Raw genomic sequence first — 18578 nt, forward strand, 5'->3', positions numbered from 1 at the left:
TGATTATGTCGATCCAATTGATGTGTCTAAACAGAAATAACAAAAATGACAGTTAAAATTTCCCCTTGATTGTCCCTAAAAATTGTAATCGTTAACATTGAATATATTTCATCATGATGTCCGTACCAGTTTCTTTTAAGAGTATAGTAAATCAAAATTCTAAAATTGTCAATATATTTTATTAATTTAGAATTCACAAATAAATGTACTTATTATTATATATACGCATATAAACTGGAAAAATGAACTTGAAAAAATTTTCAAGTTCACTTATATAACTGAGATTAATTAGGTGGTCATTAAAGAACCATCCTTTTAAGAAAGTGAGGTTATATCTTAGGTGTTTAAATTAACTACTCTACTTTGAATAATACGTCTTAACAATCAGTGCATCCAATAACATGCTACCAAGTAAAATTCGGGATGATCATTTATTTTTATAGAGTTGCAAAAAAGATTTGAACTTTTATCATCAAAAATATTTGATTTTTGTGTATAAGGTTTTTTATAAGTCTTTAAACAAGTCATTTTAGATCAGGTCGAAAGTTCTCGCCTGATCTAAATATTTTATTTATCTCATTCACCCTCTAAAAAATCACAACCGCCAATATCGTACTTGCTAACAAACCTAGAATAACCGGTAAAAAATTTTTTCGCACGAGCTCCATTACCGATATTCCGCAAAATCCGGCAATGGCAATCAACGACGACCAAGCAACAAGCGTTCCGCCACCTGTCCAGATGGAACCCATTTGTCCAATGGCCGCCAAGGTTGAAGCATCGATCGCACTATTTTCCAACGCGGCAGCTAATGCCCCGGTTAAAGGCAATCCGGAAAATCCAGATCCATCCAATCCGGTAATAATGCCAATGATTAAAATACTAAACGCAGACAATATTGCGCTTTGCGGCAAAAATTCCTGGGTGGATTGAACCAAATCAAATAAAAATGCCGGCGCTCCTTCTTCAATACCTAAAATACTTCCGGAAAAATCACTGCTTCCAAGAAAGAAGAATCCGGCGATCGGAATAACCGGCCCCATTGCTTTAAACGCAAATACAAATCCATTTGTAATATGATTTGAAATGTAATCAAGCGCATGCTGTCTGCCAAATGCAGCTGTAGATAAAAGCAACAGAATGACAGCTACACCGCCTATCAAAGCTGCTCCATCGCCGCCTTCCAAGCCTCCCATTCTGCCGGAAAGAAGCTTCGTATAAACCATATAGATAACAACAGCTAATAATGTAATCGGCACAACGACAGCGAATACTCTTCCCCATGTTGAAAGATGTTTTGTATGAGATTTTTTATCTGGCTCTCGATCAAATGTCAAAGCTTTTAATTCTTTTTCAATTAATGGATCGTTTTTTTCCCGAATGGTTTTACGGTACAGCATATAAGCAATGAAAAAGGCAACCGCACCGGAAGCAAGGGATAATACCAATGCTTTATCTGCCACAAGCATGGTTGAAACGCCCGCTGATTTTGCTGATAAACTGGGGGCTACTTGCACAATATAATCCGATGATAGTGCCATTCCCTGTCCTGCTATAGCTACTGCAACCGCCGCGCCCATGATAGGCAATCCAGAACGGACAGCTGCTGGAACGAGCAACGCACAAATTAATGGTACAGCTGGTGTTGGCCAAAAAAACAAGGAAATAATATACGTAACCCCTATTAATATAAAGAATGAAACGTGTCCATTAATCATCATCCGCTGAATCGGCTGAATCATTTTTTCATCCGCACCAATATCACGCAAGGAATGCAGCAATGCCATCATAAATGTGATGATAAGAAATATATTAAAAAGCTCTGTTGCTGCAACTAAGTTCGCCTGAAAGATGGATGTAAAGCCATCAACCAAGCTACCTTTATATACCCATGCAATGACAAAGGTTCCTAATAACGATGGAAATACGACACCTTTACGAAATATCATTGTTAGAATGATCATTAACGTAAACAAGCCGTATAACAAATGAGACATCGTTAAATCCACAAGCATCTTCCTTTCCACATAATATGCTATAGCCTATGCAAAACCCGCCCACACGGTGAAAGAATTAATTTTATGTTATTAAGTATACAAGACAACTAACTCGATCTCCGTTTCACTCATTCAAATTGGACGATCTCTTTTTCTTTTCCTTTCCTTTCGTTAAACCATTTTCACACAAAACCTTTTGCTGTTTTAAACCTGTTTTCGTGACATAGTTGTTCTTATACCAAGCTGTAATGGAAGTTGTTGCTGTGAAGAACATAGCCGTAAGCTGCTCGACCAGCTCACTATCAATCGGTAATGGTGATTTCCCGATCGTGACAAAAAACTGGTTAATAAGTGCCAATATTAGGGTAACAGTACGAATAACGGTTCCTTTATCCATCTATACATCTCCTCAAGAACTTGTTTATACTACTTTATTTTTGTTTTGATATAGGGGAACGGCGTCGGATATTGGCAAGGCTACTCTTACAATCGAAAAAAATCATCCATTGGTGGCATCCATTCCATATGTTTTGAGAAGAAACCGACTCCAAAGATGTCGTGCCAGGTGTAAAATAAATTAAAAAAGTATAAATATGCTTTGACTACCCATTCTAAGTACAGGGAAGCCTGTAAGCGCAATATCCCAGACGAACAGTTTAAGCACCTAAAGGAACATGTTATGTTATAAAGTTTTATTAATAAAGGGAGGAATAAAATTGGCTCTTAACGTTTCACAAAAGTTAATTGAGGACCATCTTATATCCGGATCAATGGAAAAAGGTGAGGAAATTGGGTTAAAAATTGACCAAACGTTATGTCAGGATGCTACCGGGACAATGGTTATGCTTGAACTTGAAGCAATGGGACTCAAGTATGCAAAAACGGAGTGTTCTGCTCAGTATGTTGATCACAATTTAATTCAGGCAGATAGTAAAAACCCGGATGATCATTTGTTTCTCGAAAGTGCGGCAAACAAATTTGGACTTTATTACAGCCGTCCCGGAAACGGCGTCAGTCATCCCGTCCATATGCAGCGTTTAGCAAAACCAGGTAAAACATTACTCGGCTCCGATAGCCATACGTGCGCCAATGGATGTATGGGTATGCTTGCAATGGGTGCTGGTGGGATTGATGTTGCCATGGCAATTGCCGGTGAGCCGATTTATATTACAATGCCGGAAATTTTCGGTGTAAAATTAGTCGGGGAATTGCCGGATTGGATCAGTGCAAAAGACGTTATTCTGGAATTGTTGCGCCGTTATGATGTAAAAGGCGGGGTAGGAAAAATTATCGAATATTACGGTCCCGGCCTTGATCACCTAAGTGCTATGGACCGTCACGTCATTGCAAATATGGGAGCCGAACTGGGGGCGACTGCAACCGTATTTCCGTCAGACGGTGAAGTGAAGCGCTTTTTAAAACAGCAAGGTCGTGTGTCAGATTGGAGCGAACTAGTAGCTGATAAAGGTGCCACTTATGACTTACATGATGAAATTAATTTATCTGAACTTGAGCCATTAGTTGCAAAGCCTTCCAGCCCTGGAAATGTTGTTTCTGTTACCGAAGTGGCTGGGACACCTATTTACCAATCTTATGTAGGGTCTTCAGCAAATCCCGGATATCGTGATTTTGCAATAGCTGCCGAAATTGTCAAAGATAAAAAGATTGCCAACGGATTATCTTATGATATTAACCCATCATCTAGACAAATCCTTTCCGGTTTAGTACAGGATTCACATATTGGCTCGCTTTTAAATGCAGGTGCCCGCTTGCATCAAGCAGGTTGTAATGGATGTATCGGGATGGGGCAAGCACCAGCAACAGGTAGAAATAGCCTGAGAACAACGCCACGTAATTTTCCGGGAAGGTCCGGAACGAAAGAGGATAGTGTTTATTTATGTAGTCCGGAAATCGCAGCAGCATCTGCTTTAACAGGGGAAATTACAGATCCGCGTACACTTGATTTTCCTTATCCAAAAGTCACGGAACAAAATACCGTCAATGTGGATGACAGTTTATTGGATGATCCGTTACCGAAAGAGGAAGCAAATAAAGTCTCCTTGGTGAAGGGACCTAATATTGTATCCATTCCTGAAATGGATGAACTTCCCGATGAATTGCAAATACCTGTACTGCTTAAAGTAGGAGATAATATTTCCACCGATGAAATTCTTGCGGGCGGATCACGAGTGTTGCCGTACCGAAGCAACCTTCCCGAAATCAGTAATTTTACGTATGAAGGAGTTGATCCTACTTACGTTAAACGCGCGAAAGAAAGTAAAAACAGTGGCGGGCATGCAATTGTTGGTGGCTATAACTATGGACAAGGATCAAGTCGGGAGCATGCTGTACTAGCACCAAGGTATTTAGGATTGCGGGCTGTCCTGAGTAAAGATTACGCACGCATTCACTGGCAAAACCTCATAAACTTTGGTGTATTGCCATTACGATTTGTTGATGAAACTAACTATGATGACTTGAAGCAAGGTCAAGTTCTTCACTTTTCCGATTTACGTAATCAATTACTTGCTAAAGATACTTTAATTGCCACGGTCAAAGATCAAAATAAGGATATTGAACTGGAACATCATTTAACCGAACGACAAAAAAATATTATTTTAGAGGGCGGGCTCATTAACTGGATTAAAGAAAAACAAGCATAATGATTTGTTCTTTCGAAAATAAAAAAGAAGGTGGAATAATTTCCATCTTCTTTTTTATTGGTTTTATGTAAAGAGTTCAACGGCAAGTAGTTATAGCAGTTTGCCATCATTTTTTGAAACCTTTGCTTTTAAGGTAAACAATATACACAATAAATTACCCCAAAGGCTTTGCTGAAGCGGATGAATAAATGCGAATTTTCATTTTCCCGTTTTTTGCATGGGCACGGATTAATACTGCGTGGTCATACTTATTTTGAAAAACAAAATCCGGCCCCCACCAACTAACCGTTGCATCCTTTCCGGGTGGCACATATGGAACCGATCTGCTGTGCGAATAACGTTCGACAATTTCTATTCCATCTAAGTTTACTGCATTAAACAAAGTAGATGAAACTTGACATATCCCTCCACCTATATCTTCGGCAAGCTCCCCTTCTACAATTACGGGAGCTTTTTTATAACCTTTTTCTTCTGTCCGTTTTCCAACAATCTTATTAAAGGAAAATTTTTCGCCGGGAAATACGACATGATTATTAATTGCTTTTGCAGATAGGTCAATATTATGCGAACGTTCCCTATTACTTTCTTTAAAATGTGTCTCATACTCTCCGATTTTTTTATCATGGATTTCAGATAAAAGCTCGCTATCAATACGAGGATATACCGTTTTCTTTGGTATATCTACATGACTCGGGGCACCAGTATAGTAAAAATGATACATAATTCGGCTAAAAGCTTTTTTATCCAAGCGGCTTCCTGCTTTTTCTTCAATAATGTTATTGTTTTCACTTATCGTCGCATTTACCGGTTTTTTGTATGTTGCCTGATCAATCTTCTCCATCAACACATTCAATTTAGAATCGTTTATAAAGATTCCTTCTTGCAATGGCATTGCATAATCTTCTCGCTCAAGTACTTCCACCGGTTCACCATTGTCTTTTACAGTCAAAGTTTCCGATACACTTAAAGGAGACATAGTTAAAATCGATAATGATATAAATACAACATGCATGATCACGACCTCCTCCCATTAGTATGAGATAAAGAGTCGGAATCATGCATAATTCATCCGTATTCCATCAACCATTTAAATTAGGAAATAACCAACAATAACTACCGTTGCAACTGCTGTAATCACATATAGCCATATTTGAATCGGCAAATATTTCTGTACTGAATTAGCTTCATATTCGTGTGAACGACGTAATTCATCTTCAACGGTATCGCCTTCTTCTTCATACCGTTTCATTTTCTGCTCTTCTTGTTTAAATGCGTAAAATGTAACCACCATAGCGATAACAAATAAAAGTGCGATGACTAAAAGTAACCATAGGCTCATTATCAATCACTCCCTTTGAAAACTTGATCACGTCCGATCATAAGACGAAAGTTTTCAGGATATTTATACTGTTGCGTGTAACCAGTGAGACGATAAAAGGATTTAATCTTTTTTATCTATATAAAAGAACATTCTATCCCCCACTATTATCCATTCTATATATTTTATAACACTTCTGCTGTGATATAAAACACTTGTTTACGATTAATTTCTATAATCCTTGCCAGAAATCTTCTTTACGAGATAAATATGCGCTGTTAGTGCAATTTCAAAAAGCTACGAATTAGAAGCAAAAAGATCGAGACGGCGTAGTTTCGAGCAGAGAACTCAAGATGTATTGTCTTCTACATTGCCCATACGACGCGTACGGTTTTAATAGAAATGCACTAAATGCACATAAATAATGCTTTTTTGCACGCTGTTCTTTTCCAAGAGCCAAGAAACAAGCCAACGAGTTCCCACAAGTTGTAGTGATTTCGATGTTTGACACAAATTTTTACGGAGGAGAAGGCGTAGATACAGTCCGAGGATGTGTCGATACTTAGCCGAAGCTCCCTAGATCAAAACAATTTTTTACCGAACTTTTTAAACAACTTTTATTACTTTCATTCCCTTCCTTTAATAAAAAATACCACCCTGCTTTCATTTACTAAGCAAGATGGTATCTTAACCATGTATAACATTAACGAAAATCTCTTGTTTCCTCTACGTAGCGACTTGCGACCATATAGCCAATAACAGATGCTAGTACGATCAATAGACCATTTAATAAACCATTTTTCATGGAAAGTTTTCCTCCTTTATTTGTTAAGCTCTTTTCAATGACTTTTGTAATTAATATGCCGTTCAATCTTTCATAAGACTGTCATTTATTAAGCTGTTTCAATTTACTTGATAAGAAAAGCGCAAGCGCCCTGCTAGAAACGTAGCGACTGGACCGAAGCAACTAAGATAAAGGAATCACGATGAGCTGCGCGAATCGATGATGACTTATCATAAGGCGCTGCGGGAAGTCGCCTAGTTTCTGGGCGCTTAAGTTAGACAGCTATGCACAAAACTTTATACTTCCTGACCTTTTTAAAAAGGACGGAGTTTTCCTTTTTTAAGTAAAACTCTTGTTCCGCCCAGCAAGAACAATGATCGGTTGTCAACCACTTTTTTCATTGCTGCTGCTGATTTTCCTTTGAGTTTTTTATCCGTAAACACATTTCCAATGCCATCTGTTACACCGAGTGATGCTACCGTTCCTTTATCATCAAAGAAGAAGTTTTCTAACGGCTCATTATATAATAACGCTCGGATATTATTTGCACATGTTTCAGCATGCTGTAACGCTGCTTGCGCTGTTGGTGGGAACGGGCGACCTTCCGCTTCGTTCATTACCCATGCACAATCTCCGAGAATAAAAACATCTTCTTCGCCGGGAGCGCGCATATCTCCATCGACTGTTACTTTACCTTTTGTAATTTCAAATCCAGATTGTCCTAAGATTGGGTTCCCTGTTACCCCACCAGTCCAAACAATCGTACCTGCTTTAATTTCTTCATTATCGTCTCCAATAATAAAGCTACTTTCCGTACATTCCTGGATTTTTGCGCCAAGACGGAACTCGATGCCGCGATTTTCCAAAGATTTCATAGCGTAGGAAACTAAATCTTTATCGAACATTGGTAAAATAGAAGGCATAGCCTCGACATTGATAATACGTACTTTACTTCGCTCAATGTCATATTTTTTACAAAGTTGTGGTACTCGCTCGGCAAGTTCACCAACAAATTCAATTCCAGTAAATCCGGCGCCGCCAACTAGAATTGTTAAGCTGTCATCATCCGGATTTTCTTCATTGTTATATTTAGCGAATTGGTATTCAATATGATCCCGAATTAAACGGCTGGAATCGATATCTACGATTGAGTACGCATTTTCTGCCATTCCTTTTATACCGAATGTGTTTGTTTCAAATCCTAAAGCGATAACTAAGTAGTCGTATGTCAGTTCACCATTTTCCATCACGACACGTTTTTCATCTTTCTTTACGTCCGTAACCGCATCATAAATAAGACGTACACGGTTTGGATTAATCACATCGCTAATCATGAAACGCGCCTGGTTAGGATTGATCGTTCCAGCTGCTACTTCATGTAACCATGTTGTCTCGTAATGGTAGTTATGTTTGTTGACCAGCACAATGTCCGCTTCTTCAGGTGACAAAATTTGTGTTAGTCTTCTCGTTGTCATAAGTCCGGCGTAACCTGCACCAAGTACGACAATTTTTGGCTTGTTGTTCATATAAATCCACCTTCCTAGTTTGTACTACAATGATTAATTGTAAGTTAAGCATGTGTATGCATTACTTATAAATTGTTATAAATACCATATTCATAATAGCAAATTTTTTATAAATTAGCTAATTAAACTTTGCTATTTCTCACGATATAGTTTCTTTTCTTTATTCTTTTCGTTTTATACAGGTCGAACCGTTATTTCATTTACATTTACATAATCAGGTTGAGTTACGGCGTATACAATTGCATTTGCGATATCATTTGTTTGTAATGGTGTTCGATCAGATTTACTTTGAGCAGAGGCGCGATCTGTATCTACCATACCCGGTGATATATTCGTGACACGTACACCTGTCCTAGCCAGTTCTTTCTCCAATCCCATCGAAATAGCACGTACAGCATATTTTGTCGCACTGTAAACACTGCTTATTTTTGTTACTTCAAAGCCCGATACAGAAGCAATATTTATAATATGCCCCGTTCTTTTTTCTACCATGTCTGGAAGTACAGCATGAATTCCATATAACACGCCTTTAATGTTCACATCAATCATTTGTTCCCATTCTTCCACTTTTCCGTCCTGCAGTCTCGCACTAAGCATTTGGCCGGCATTATTAACATAAATATCGATGTCGCCAAAAGTTGATTTCGTTCTTTCTACCATTTCTTCAACTTCAGATTGTACAGCTATATTCGTTGGTACAGCTAGTGCTTTGCCTTGTCCACTTTCATTGATCTCGTCGGCAAGGTTTTCCAATTGTTCTTTGCGCCGGGCAACTAAGGTGACATTCGCACCTTCCTTTGCAAGTTTCTTTGCGATTCCTACACCAATCCCACTGCTTGCTCCAGTTACAATTGCTGTTTTCCCTTTTAATTGCATCTTGCTGAAAGCCTCCTTAGTTTTAATTTTTGTTTGTATCATCACTACTTATATCGGATTCATTATCATTTTCTGCAGCATCATTATTATCAGATAAATCCTCTTCTTGATCCTCTGTTTTATCTTCTACTACTGGCGGTTGAGGATTTTCAGGTGGTGGATCTTCTTTAGGTGGTTTTTCATTGGGTGGTTCTGACTTATCTTTCTCACCCTCAGAATCTTCTTGTGCGGGTTTTTTTGATGTGGTATCTTTAGAACTGCTCTTATTTTCATTTTCATCATTACCCTTACTGGTATTTGTAGATTTCTTACCTTGGTCTTTACTGGATGAATGAGAACTACCGGAACTACTGCCATTATTTATGGAATTTGTATTCGTCGCCAGGTTGGTATCTTTGTTCACTTCCTCATCAACCAAAATACTTTCATCATCTTCCACTCCCTCTACCGTTTCGTCCTCTTCTTCCTCTTCCGTCACTTCTTCTGATTCATGGAAAATAATAGCAAAATCATTTTTATGTTTTGGAATATATGTATAATCCGGCCGTTGGATGTGTCCGTTAATCACCGATTCATTTATTACTTTTGCACTATCTAATTTTGTCTCATCCGCTTCGACTTGACCGACTTGATTGGATTTTGTTGAATTCATTTTTTGCACACCGGCAAAAACGACAAAAATAAACACGATTAACGTTAAAATATTGATTGTCAGGAGTTTTTTATTATTCAAAGCAAGCGCCTCCAATCGTGTGCTTTATCCCTCATTAAAATTACATGTTACATATTATTTCCATTGTAAACTACTAGGGTGCATTATTACAAATTGTTTACCGGAAAATCAACGGTTTTGAACACTTATTTTGTGGTCTATTGCTTTACCAATAAATAGTATTTTGTCAGTAAAAATCAATTCATGGGAGTATACTTGTAAATTTATTAAAAAATGAATTGACTTTTCATCATTTTATGCCACAATAGTGAAGACAAGTTTATACGGTTACCTTTAATTCAGTCCCGTGAGGCTGGCAAGGTGGAAAAGACGCGTGCTGTCTTTATTCTGTGAGAGATTTTTCTAGCACACCCCATACCTTGCCTTTTCGTGGCAAGGTATTTCTTTTTTAAAATGGTAACCGGTAAACCTTATTTTAAAAAGGAGATGGAATAAATGGGAAAATACGATGAAATTCAGGTACATGAACGATTACCTTTATTAAAAAGCTTACCACTTGGATTACAGCACTTATTTGCGATGTTCGGTTCAACTGTTTTAGTCCCTATTTTATTTGGAGTTAATCCAGCAACAATTTTATTGATGAACGGATTAGGAACATTGCTTTACATTTTTATAACAAAAGGAAAAATACCCGCATATCTCGGATCAAGTTTTGCGTTTATATCACCGGTATTTGTTGTGCTAGGTCATTACTCGGGTATCGAAGGGTACGGTTATGTACTTGGTGGTTTTTTTGCAGTCGGTGTTGTGCTAACAATTGTCGCATTTATTATAAAAATTGCAGGTACAACATGGATAGATATTATTTTCCCACCTGCAGCCATGGGCGCTATTGTCGCCGTTATTGGATTGGAACTTGTTCCCGTCGCTGCTGAAATGGCGGGCTGGATTGCCCCGGATGATGCCGATGCGTCTTGGGCCATGGATCCAAAAGTGGCGATCGTTTCATTACTAACATTAGGCATTACTGTTATTTGCTGGGTCACTTTACGCGGTTTTCTAAAAATCATTCCTATCTTACTAGGCATTGTAATTGGGTATATCATTGCCCTTTCAGTAGGCTTGGTTGACTTTGAACCTGTAAAAGAAGCAGCATGGATCACGGCACCTCAGTTTTATCAAATAAAGTTTGACTGGTCGGCTATTCTCGTTATTTTACCGGCAGCGCTCGTTTTAATCCCGGAGCATATCGGCCATTTATTTGTAACGAGTAATATTGTTGGAAAAGATTTAGCAAAAGACCCGGGGCTTGATCGATCATTTGCCGGTAACGGAATTTCTACGATGATTTCCAGTTTGTTTGGATCAACACCAAACACAACATATGGGGAAAATATTGGTGTATTGGCAATTACTAGAGTGTATTCCACTTGGATTATCGGAACTGCAGCTGTTTTCGCCATTGTGTTATCCTTTGTCGGGAAACTCGCTGCACTAATATCTTCCATTCCCTCTGCTGTCATGGGCGGTATTTCTCTATTATTGTTCGGTATTATAGCTGCCAGTGGCATTCGGATGCTCGTTGAAGCCAAAGTTGACTATAACCGCTCCCAAAATTTAATCTTAACGTGTGTAGTACTCGTTATTGGGATTAGTGGTGCAACCATTCAACTTGGTGAAGTCGCCTTAACAGGAATGGGACTGGCAACCGTTGTCGCAATTGTTCTCGGATTGTTCTTTAAACTGCTCGACATATTAAATTTATCCAATGAATAACCAAAAAGAAAAGACTGTGCTGAGATAATAATTGGCACAGTCCTTTTTTGAATAAATTTCCCCATTCTTCAAATAATACGGACAGGTAATTGAAGCGCCTGTCAAGATGGATGTAAAAGGGGAGTTTGCGATGACTGTATCAGAATTATTGTTTCGTATTACATTATCTTTCATAACGCTATTTATTATGACTAGAATAATGGGCAGAAAAGAAATTAGTCAAATGACCTTTTTTAACTTTGTATCAGCAATTGCAATTGGCTCAATCGCAGCAAACATCATATTAAGTCCGAATGTTCCATTTGTTTATGGTGCAATTGCACTTGTTGCGTGGGCTATGTTTACTTTAGCTATGGGGTTTATCGATATAAAATCAAAAACGGTTCGAAAACTAACAACAGGCGAGCCGGTTATTGTTATAAAGGATGGTCAATTGCTGAAAAAAGCCCTCCGAAATGTTCGTCTAAACATCAACTCATTGAATGCGATGTTAAGAGATAAAAACATTTATAAAATTGCTGATGTGGACTATGCCATATTGGAAACAAACGGAAAACTTTCCGTATTGAAAAAGGAAACAAAACAGCCTCTTGTAAAGGAAGATCTAAAGACATTTAAAAGATCGTTTAACATGCATTCGCTCTCTACAGAAGTAATCTCGGACGGTCAAATTATATACAATAATTTAAAAAAATTGCATCTTGATACTGATTGGCTAAATGAACGACTGAACGAGCTTGGAATTGATGATCCAGCACATGTATTTTATGCTGAAGTACAGCCTGATGGTAGTTTGCATATCAACCAGAGGCATTTCCATTGATGCTTTTTTATTAAATATCTATCTTTCGTAACAAAACCCCACCCATAACCTGAAAATCCTTCGTCAAATAACAGAAGCTATTCTTTTGTTTCTTTATCAAACAATACATCATCATGTGGGTGTTCTTCACTTTCGACTTGGACCGTAATATGCTGAATTCCTATTTTTTGTAGTCTTGTTTCTACCGTATGCAAAATTTTTTCGCTTTCATAGATGGTGATTTCTCCATCGACGACTGCATGACAGGATAGTGCATTTTGTTCACTTGTAATCGTCCAGACATGCAAATCATGAATACGATGAACGCCCCGCACATTTTCGATTGTTTCGATAACTTTATCTAAATTAATATTTTTCGGAGTTCCTTCCATTAATACATGAAAAGCATCTTTTGTTACCCGCCATCCACTGATTAATACTAAGATAGCGACAATCACACTTGCGAGTGGGTCTGCCCATCCCCAATCTAAGAACATGATAAGTAGTGCTGCGATTATTGCGCCAATTGACCCAAGCAAATCACCCAGTACATGTAAAAAGGCTGCACGTAGGTTCAAGTTGCCCTTTGTATCACCACTCCTTAATATCCAAGCTACAGAAATATTTACAACTAAACCGACTATGGCAATGGTTAACATTCCTGTGGAAGCTACCTCTGGCGGATCGACAAATCGGTGGTATGCTTCATAAAAAATATAAATGGCTATTAAGGTAAGCGTGACCCCATTAAAAAGTGCAGCAAGTATTTCGAACCGTTTATATCCATATGTCTTGCTATAATTAGCAACTTTTTCGCCCATAAAAAAGGCAAATACTCCGACCCCCAGTGAAATGGAATCACTTAACATATGTCCAGCATCTGAGAGTAAAGCTAAACTATTCGTTATAAAGCCACCAATTGCTTCGATAATCATATAACCGGTCGTTATGAAAAAACTTATCATAAGTGCTTTTTTATTTGCAGCATGTGTATGTCCGTGATCTCGTCCCATGTATTGTATCCTCCTCCTACTACGCATAGATCGATTTTACAACGAGGATTAATATAGTTTGTCCCAACCTGTTCATCCTTTACTCTACATTTCCCTTTATACCGTTAACAAAACAGACTCTTCATGCTTTACTTTTTTTAGATGTAGGTGTTACAAGTAATCAGACCGAATTTGTAATTAGTATTCCAACATCTCCGTCAATATAACATTTAACGATTCCGAAGATGAAGAACAACCAGAAAACCATATAATAGTGTCACAGAATATCCTTTGTTTACATACAATAAGCCGGGACATTTATCCCGGCCTAGTTTATTTGTGTTGCGGTGTATCATGGAGGGGTGGGTGTACCAACCAGCCTTTATCTTTGTTTAACCGTAGTACCTTTGCACCAAATTGGGCTTTATTCATATGGAATTGACCAAACATCGTTGCAATATCTTCCCGGATGGATTGTCCCATGATCGTACTGCAAGTTATTAATCCTTTGGACGCATTTGCGGATAACAATGCACCTATCTCTGCATCCATTACGCGTGCCCCAACCGGTATTTTTTCATTATTTGCCATCGGCCGTTCGGGGGGCACCGGTGGAAGCCCGATCCCATTCGTTTTCAATAATTCCTCTACTTGTTGACTCTCCATCTTAGCTCCGTGAACTGCTTCTTGCAATAATTTTTTTAAATCATCATCACCTGCATGATTTAATAACGTTTCGTACATAGCAATCATACTTTTTTCACCTAGAAAGTATGTCCATATAGAGAAGACTTCTCCATAATGCATTGGCTCTTCTTTCGGATTACCGCTAAACATTCCCAGTTTTATCGCTCCCTTTCTCCTATTGATAATGCAATAATAGTTTTCTCGCTTATTGTAATAATATACAAATCTTGTTATGTTGCTTAATAAGCTTTTCAATTAGAATCGTTCAAAAATTTACGATAATTTTTCAGCTACTTGCTGACAAACATCCTCCGTAGTTGCCCCTTGTGCATTAATCACTGGTCCAGCAATAACAGTATCTGCTGCGCCCATCATGTCTTTATCTTGACCAGAAATAACACAACAATCACAGTAAGCAGCGTCTTTTTCCGAATTTAAATCTACAACTTGATGTCCCATCTCCGTTAACGCTGTCTTCACACTAGATAACGTCGGTTCCACACCTATATTAGCCATACGTTCCCTCCTCCATTTCCCAAAAATTCAAGTTCATTCGTTATCGTATCCAAATGAAGAAACCCTATACACGGCTTAATCATTGATATTTTAGGAATTGAGTTTGAAATAATATACCTAGTGGAAATATAACCGTAAGCACAAAATCCATCGAACGAATCTATTCACCAACAAGCAAAATTTCAAATTTCAACAATTATTATTGGATACCATAAGGGAGGTATTCTATGTTCTCAAAAAAAATCAAACATACGCAGCGATATCAAGAAATACTAAACGCGCTTATAAAAAATGGTTTTAGTCATTTTCTTTATCGTATCGGCTTAACAGATAGAAAAAAAACAACTGAAAAACAAAACCCAGAACAAAAATTAAGTATGACTATGCAAAACATTGGTGTAAAGCTACGACAAACTATGCAAGAATTAGGTCCGACATTTATTAAGCTTGGACAAATAGCAGCTTCCAGACGTGATGTATTGCCAATCGAAATAGTTAATGAGCTGGAAAAACTACAGGAAAATGTAAATCCTTTTTCCTTTGAACAGGTTCGTACAATTTTGGAAACGGAATTGGATGATGAATTGGAACATATTTTTCAACACGTCAATGAAACGCCTCAGGCTTCTGCTTCTATTGGTCAAGTACATACTGCGACACTTAAAACAGGAGAGCAGGTCGCAATAAAGGTTCAACGGCCAAACATTCAAAAGAAAATGGAAACAGATTTGGAGATTTTACATAACTTAGCTAAAATGATTGAATCAAAAGCGGAGTGGGCAAAAACCTATCACATAAAAGAAATAATCAATGATTTTTCACGTTCATTGCGAAATGAATTGGATTATCGCACAGAAGCATATCATGCAGAGCAAATAGCAAAACAGTTTATCGACGAACCAAAGATCCGTATCCCAAAAATATATCGTAAATTATCCACAGAAAAAGTATTAACAATGGAATACATTGAGGGAATTGGTGTTCGTCAACTCGAAGCAATTGAAGCGAAAGGATTAAACCGAAAGATTATTGCTCAAAGATTAGCTGATTCGATGCTACATCAAGTATTGGATGAAGGTTTTTTCCATGGGGATCCACATTCAGGAAATATTTATATTTTGCCGAACAACGTAGTATCATACTTGGACTTTGGTATGATTGGGCGTATGAATGATGAAATGAGATTTCACTTTGCATCTCTTGTTATTAATATCGAAGAAAGGGATACAAAAGGAATAATTAGGACATTCTCAAAATGGGGCTTGTTACATGAAGATACAGCTACAAAGACCTTGAAAATCGACCTTGATTATTTGCTGACAAAGTACTACGATATGGAACTGAAACAAATAAGGCTGGGAAACGTTATTACAGAATTATTGAGTGTCGCTTATCGTCACAAAATTGACATTCCAGCAGATATCGCAATCCTTGCCAAAGTGATTATTACATTGGAAGCAATTATTGCAGAACTTGACCCTGAATTCAGTTTAATGAAAGCAGTCGAACCTTACGGAAAAAAGCTTATCAAAGAACGCTATCATCCTAAAAATATATTGAAAGATTCGGCAGAAGAATTAAGAGATAACATTGATACATTAAGAGACCTTCCACTAACGTTTAAACGCGCCGCAGAAACTGTTGAGAAAGGTAAATTACGTTTTGATATAAACGTAAATGATTTACAAGCCTTTCTGCATCGGTTCGATAAAATAAGTAACCGGATTTCTTTTAGCATTATTTTACTTGCATTCAGTATTTTAATGGTTGGCTTAATTATAGGAGCGTCCATTTCCGGTCATACAACGCTCTTATGGAAAATTCCAATAATAGAGATCGGTTCTGTTGTAGCTATTCTCATGTTTCTATTTATGATTTATTCAATCATTAAATCGGGGCGAATGTAGCGTCGAAAATGAATCATAAAAATGTACAGAAAACAGCTCGCTTCTATAACAAAGGGCTGTTTTCGTTACTTTTTGCATATTTCCCCTTATCCTTTCATAAAATAACAGGTAATGTACAATTAGAAAGGGGGAATTAACCATATGATAACGGCATTGCTTGCCGATCATATGACTTGGAACCTAAACTTATTTCTTTTTCTGACAATCACCTCAATTCTTTATTATTTCTTGCTTTTACACAAAAATAGATTCCCGACCACAGCTGTTCACGAAGCCTTCTTATTTAATTCCGCGCTTATCATCTTATATTTGGCAATAGGAAGCCCTTTACTTGCAATCAGTTATCTATCCGTCAGTTTACACATGTTACAAATGAGCGTTCTTTTTTTCATTGTCCCTCCCCTTTTATTGCTTGGGATCCCAACTGTCGCTTTCGATCAGATTAGTCACCATCCAGTCATCAAGAAGCTGCGCTATTTATTTATCCACCCAATCGTTGCTTTAACTGCATTCTCTGCTTTATTCTTACTTTACCACCTTCCAATCCTATTAACATACATTTCCAAACATTCCCTAATACAACAAACATATCTTAGCGTGTTGTTCCTTCTGTCTATTAGAATGTGGTGGCCGATTACAATCCGCTTTCCGACACAAGCGATAAATCGCAGTAAATATATTAAACAAAGCATGCTATTTATAACACCTGCATGTTTATTATTTATTGTTGGTGCACTATTGGATAGTGTCAACAACCCTTTTCTTACGGAAATGACAGCACACCTCTGTTTACCGAATGATTTTTCAACAGTTCAATTATTACCTGCCCCGTTTAACACGAAATACGATCAATTATTCGCGGGATTTGGTATGATGGGTATGCACAAAATCGGCTTAGTGATTACTAACACCCTTGGAAAAAGACGAGCAAATTAGTAAACTGCCATCATTTTTTGATGTGCAGTTTTTTGTATTAAAATTAAAATTGTTTTGTTTAACGCATTTATAATAAATTTAAATTTTAGGAAAGCAGAAAAGCAAAAAACACAACCCGACAATTCGAATTGTGTTCATCATCTTTATGGAAAGCACTAATGTATTGCCGACTTAAACCTGCCGCCATGTACTTCTTGTGTATCCATAATTGTAATAAAAGCTTTTGGATCCTTATCATGAACAATATTTTTCAATTTGGCAACTTCCAACCGAGTTATCACGACATAAATAATCTCTTTATCTAAATTGTGGTAACCGCCCTTGCCGTATACTTTTGTTACCATCCTTCCGAGGCGATGATTAATAGCATTGGCAACTTCTTCATACGCATCGGAAACGATGATTGCTGCCTTCGTATCGCCGGACAGTCCTTGAACAACTCCATCAATTGCGCGAGAAGCAATATAATAGGTAAGGATTGAATACATTGCCTGTTCCCAACCTAAAACAAATCCTGCCCACCCGAATACGAAAATGTTAATGAACATGACAAATTCGCCAACGGAAAAAGGTATTTTTTTAGACAGCAGTATTCCTAGTATTTCCGTACCATCAAGTGAACCACCATGACGAATGACCAGTCCAACTCCTGCGCCCAATATTAGTCCTCCAAACACCGTAGCTAGCAGAGGCTCATTTGTCACAGGTGAAATGGCTAATAAAAAATTTTCGATAATAGCTAAAAATATAATGCCAATCATTGAAGAAATGAAAAAGCTTTTTCCGATATGTTTGTAACCTGCATATAAAAAAGGTAAATTTATAACGAAGATAAGAACACCGAAGTTAATCCCAGTCAAATTATTTAATAATAAACCAACGCCAATGACGCCCCCGTCAATAATCATATTCGGCACAAGAAATAATTCAATAGATACCGCAGCCAGTGAAGCGCCAATTAATAGCATCATATAACGATATAAAAATTTGATAATGCTGGTAGATTTTTTTCGTCCATTCATCCATGACACCTACTACTTTTTCTTGAAATGATTTTCAGCGACTTTTGCTCCAGTAAAGGATATGTAAATCGCTCGCTTTTTATTACCTTTCCTATTTAAA

The 18578-nt window shown here is 37.6% G+C and carries 16 protein-coding genes; 5 read left to right on the forward strand and 11 right to left on the reverse strand.

The features are described from left to right. Window positions 1-587: 587 nt before the first annotated feature. Together ACLIBG_RS02435 and ACLIBG_RS02440 are read right to left on the reverse strand one after the other, a co-directional pair. Window positions 588-2009 (reverse strand): hypothetical protein, encoded by a 1422-nt coding sequence (locus ACLIBG_RS02435; RefSeq protein WP_439311121.1) that lies wholly within the window; start codon window positions 2007-2009, stop codon window positions 588-590. Window positions 2010-2121: 112 nt separating this feature from the next. Beyond that, window positions 2122-2394 carry a phage holin gene (locus tag ACLIBG_RS02440; protein ID WP_439311122.1) on the reverse strand — a complete coding sequence of 91 codons (273 nt, stop codon included), beginning with the start codon at window positions 2392-2394 and terminating at the stop codon, window positions 2122-2124. Window positions 2395-2713: 319 nt separating this feature from the next. Here ACLIBG_RS02440 and ACLIBG_RS02445 point away from each other — a divergent pair, with 319 nt between their 5' ends. Beyond that, window positions 2714-4660 (forward strand): aconitate hydratase, encoded by a 1947-nt coding sequence (locus ACLIBG_RS02445; protein WP_439311123.1) that lies wholly within the window; start codon window positions 2714-2716, stop codon window positions 4658-4660. A 154-nt stretch (window positions 4661-4814) separates the two neighbouring features. Here the strand turns inward: ACLIBG_RS02445 and ACLIBG_RS02450 are convergent, their stop codons facing one another. From ACLIBG_RS02450 to ACLIBG_RS02470, 5 genes are all read right to left on the reverse strand, one after another. Further along, window positions 4815-5672 (reverse strand): VanW family protein, encoded by an 858-nt coding sequence (locus tag ACLIBG_RS02450; protein ID WP_439311124.1) that lies wholly within the window; start codon window positions 5670-5672, stop codon window positions 4815-4817. A gap of 75 nt (window positions 5673-5747) precedes the next feature. Further along, window positions 5748-5999, reverse strand: a complete 252-nt coding sequence (locus ACLIBG_RS02455) for a hypothetical protein (RefSeq protein ID WP_439311125.1) — start codon at window positions 5997-5999, stop codon at window positions 5748-5750. A 1077-nt stretch (window positions 6000-7076) separates the two neighbouring features. Continuing rightward, window positions 7077-8288, reverse strand: a complete 1212-nt coding sequence (locus ACLIBG_RS02460) for an NAD(P)/FAD-dependent oxidoreductase (protein WP_439311126.1) — start codon at window positions 8286-8288, stop codon at window positions 7077-7079. Window positions 8289-8462: 174 nt separating this feature from the next. Continuing rightward, the gene (locus ACLIBG_RS02465; protein WP_439311127.1) at window positions 8463-9164 is read right to left on the reverse strand and encodes an SDR family oxidoreductase; all 702 of its coding nucleotides are present in this window, start codon (window positions 9162-9164) and stop codon (window positions 8463-8465) included. A 22-nt stretch (window positions 9165-9186) separates the two neighbouring features. Beyond that, a complete protein-coding gene (locus ACLIBG_RS02470; RefSeq protein ID WP_439311128.1) occupies window positions 9187-9897 on the reverse strand; it encodes a hypothetical protein in 711 nt (236 codons plus the stop codon). A gap of 435 nt (window positions 9898-10332) precedes the next feature. Here ACLIBG_RS02470 and uraA point away from each other — a divergent pair, with 435 nt between their 5' ends. Together uraA and ACLIBG_RS02480 are read left to right on the forward strand one after the other, a co-directional pair. Next, window positions 10333-11616, forward strand: coding sequence for a uracil permease (gene uraA, locus ACLIBG_RS02475; RefSeq protein ID WP_439311129.1), 1284 nt, complete (start codon window positions 10333-10335; stop codon window positions 11614-11616). A 130-nt stretch (window positions 11617-11746) separates the two neighbouring features. Next, window positions 11747-12439 carry a YetF domain-containing protein gene (locus ACLIBG_RS02480; protein ID WP_439311130.1) on the forward strand — a complete coding sequence of 231 codons (693 nt, stop codon included), beginning with the start codon at window positions 11747-11749 and terminating at the stop codon, window positions 12437-12439. 77 nt (window positions 12440-12516) lie between these two features. Here the strand turns inward: ACLIBG_RS02480 and ACLIBG_RS02485 are convergent, their stop codons facing one another. From ACLIBG_RS02485 to ACLIBG_RS02495, 3 genes are all read right to left on the reverse strand, one after another. Then, window positions 12517-13431, reverse strand: coding sequence for a cation diffusion facilitator family transporter (locus tag ACLIBG_RS02485; protein ID WP_439311131.1), 915 nt, complete (start codon window positions 13429-13431; stop codon window positions 12517-12519). Window positions 13432-13743: 312 nt separating this feature from the next. Beyond that, window positions 13744-14253 carry a DUF3231 family protein gene (locus ACLIBG_RS02490; protein ID WP_439311238.1) on the reverse strand — a complete coding sequence of 170 codons (510 nt, stop codon included), beginning with the start codon at window positions 14251-14253 and terminating at the stop codon, window positions 13744-13746. A 117-nt stretch (window positions 14254-14370) separates the two neighbouring features. Beyond that, window positions 14371-14613, reverse strand: a complete 243-nt coding sequence (locus tag ACLIBG_RS02495; RefSeq protein ID WP_439311132.1) for a YkuS family protein — start codon at window positions 14611-14613, stop codon at window positions 14371-14373. Between the two features lie 227 nt (window positions 14614-14840). On the opposite strand from ACLIBG_RS02495, the gene ACLIBG_RS02500 reads away from it, so the two are divergent. Continuing rightward, window positions 14841-16520, forward strand: a complete 1680-nt coding sequence (locus ACLIBG_RS02500; protein ID WP_439311133.1) for an ABC1 kinase family protein — start codon at window positions 14841-14843, stop codon at window positions 16518-16520. Window positions 16521-16661: 141 nt separating this feature from the next. Beyond that, window positions 16662-17456: a cytochrome c oxidase assembly protein gene (locus tag ACLIBG_RS02505; protein WP_439311134.1), complete on the forward strand. Its 795-nt coding sequence runs from the start codon at window positions 16662-16664 to the stop codon at window positions 17454-17456. A gap of 155 nt (window positions 17457-17611) precedes the next feature. On the opposite strand, the gene ACLIBG_RS02510 is transcribed toward ACLIBG_RS02505, so the two are convergent. Continuing rightward, a complete protein-coding gene (locus ACLIBG_RS02510; RefSeq protein ID WP_439311135.1) occupies window positions 17612-18478 on the reverse strand; it encodes a YitT family protein in 867 nt (288 codons plus the stop codon). Window positions 18479-18578 lie beyond the last annotated feature (100 nt).

Source organism: Virgibacillus sp. W0181, from assembly GCF_051846915.1.
In the GTDB taxonomy this organism is placed as follows: domain Bacteria; phylum Bacillota; class Bacilli; order Bacillales; family Amphibacillaceae; genus JBPYCR01.

Bases quoted from the DNA above. Each gene is read 5' to 3' on its own strand.
- ACLIBG_RS02440 (WP_439311122.1), bottom strand. From the start codon at position 2,394: ATGGATAAAGGAACCGTTATTCGTACTGTTACCCTAATATTGGCACTT.
- ACLIBG_RS02450 (WP_439311124.1), bottom strand. From the start codon at position 5,672: ATGCATGTTGTATTTATATCATTATCGATTTTAACTATGTCTCCTTTA.
- ACLIBG_RS02455 (WP_439311125.1), bottom strand. From the start codon at position 5,999: ATGAGCCTATGGTTACTTTTAGTCATCGCACTTTTATTTGTTATCGCT.
- ACLIBG_RS02460 (WP_439311126.1), bottom strand. From the start codon at position 8,288: ATGAACAACAAGCCAAAAATTGTCGTACTTGGTGCAGGTTACGCCGGA.
- ACLIBG_RS02465 (WP_439311127.1), bottom strand. From the start codon at position 9,164: ATGCAATTAAAAGGGAAAACAGCAATTGTAACTGGAGCAAGCAGTGGG.
- uraA (WP_439311129.1), top strand. From the start codon at position 10,333: ATGGGAAAATACGATGAAATTCAGGTACATGAACGATTACCTTTATTA.
- ACLIBG_RS02480 (WP_439311130.1), top strand. From the start codon at position 11,747: ATGACTGTATCAGAATTATTGTTTCGTATTACATTATCTTTCATAACG.
- ACLIBG_RS02485 (WP_439311131.1), bottom strand. From the start codon at position 13,431: ATGGGACGAGATCACGGACATACACATGCTGCAAATAAAAAAGCACTT.
- ACLIBG_RS02495 (WP_439311132.1), bottom strand. From the start codon at position 14,613: ATGGCTAATATAGGTGTGGAACCGACGTTATCTAGTGTGAAGACAGCG.
- ACLIBG_RS02500 (WP_439311133.1), top strand. From the start codon at position 14,841: ATGTTCTCAAAAAAAATCAAACATACGCAGCGATATCAAGAAATACTA.
- ACLIBG_RS02505 (WP_439311134.1), top strand. From the start codon at position 16,662: ATGATAACGGCATTGCTTGCCGATCATATGACTTGGAACCTAAACTTA.
- ACLIBG_RS02510 (WP_439311135.1), bottom strand. From the start codon at position 18,478: ATGAATGGACGAAAAAAATCTACCAGCATTATCAAATTTTTATATCGT.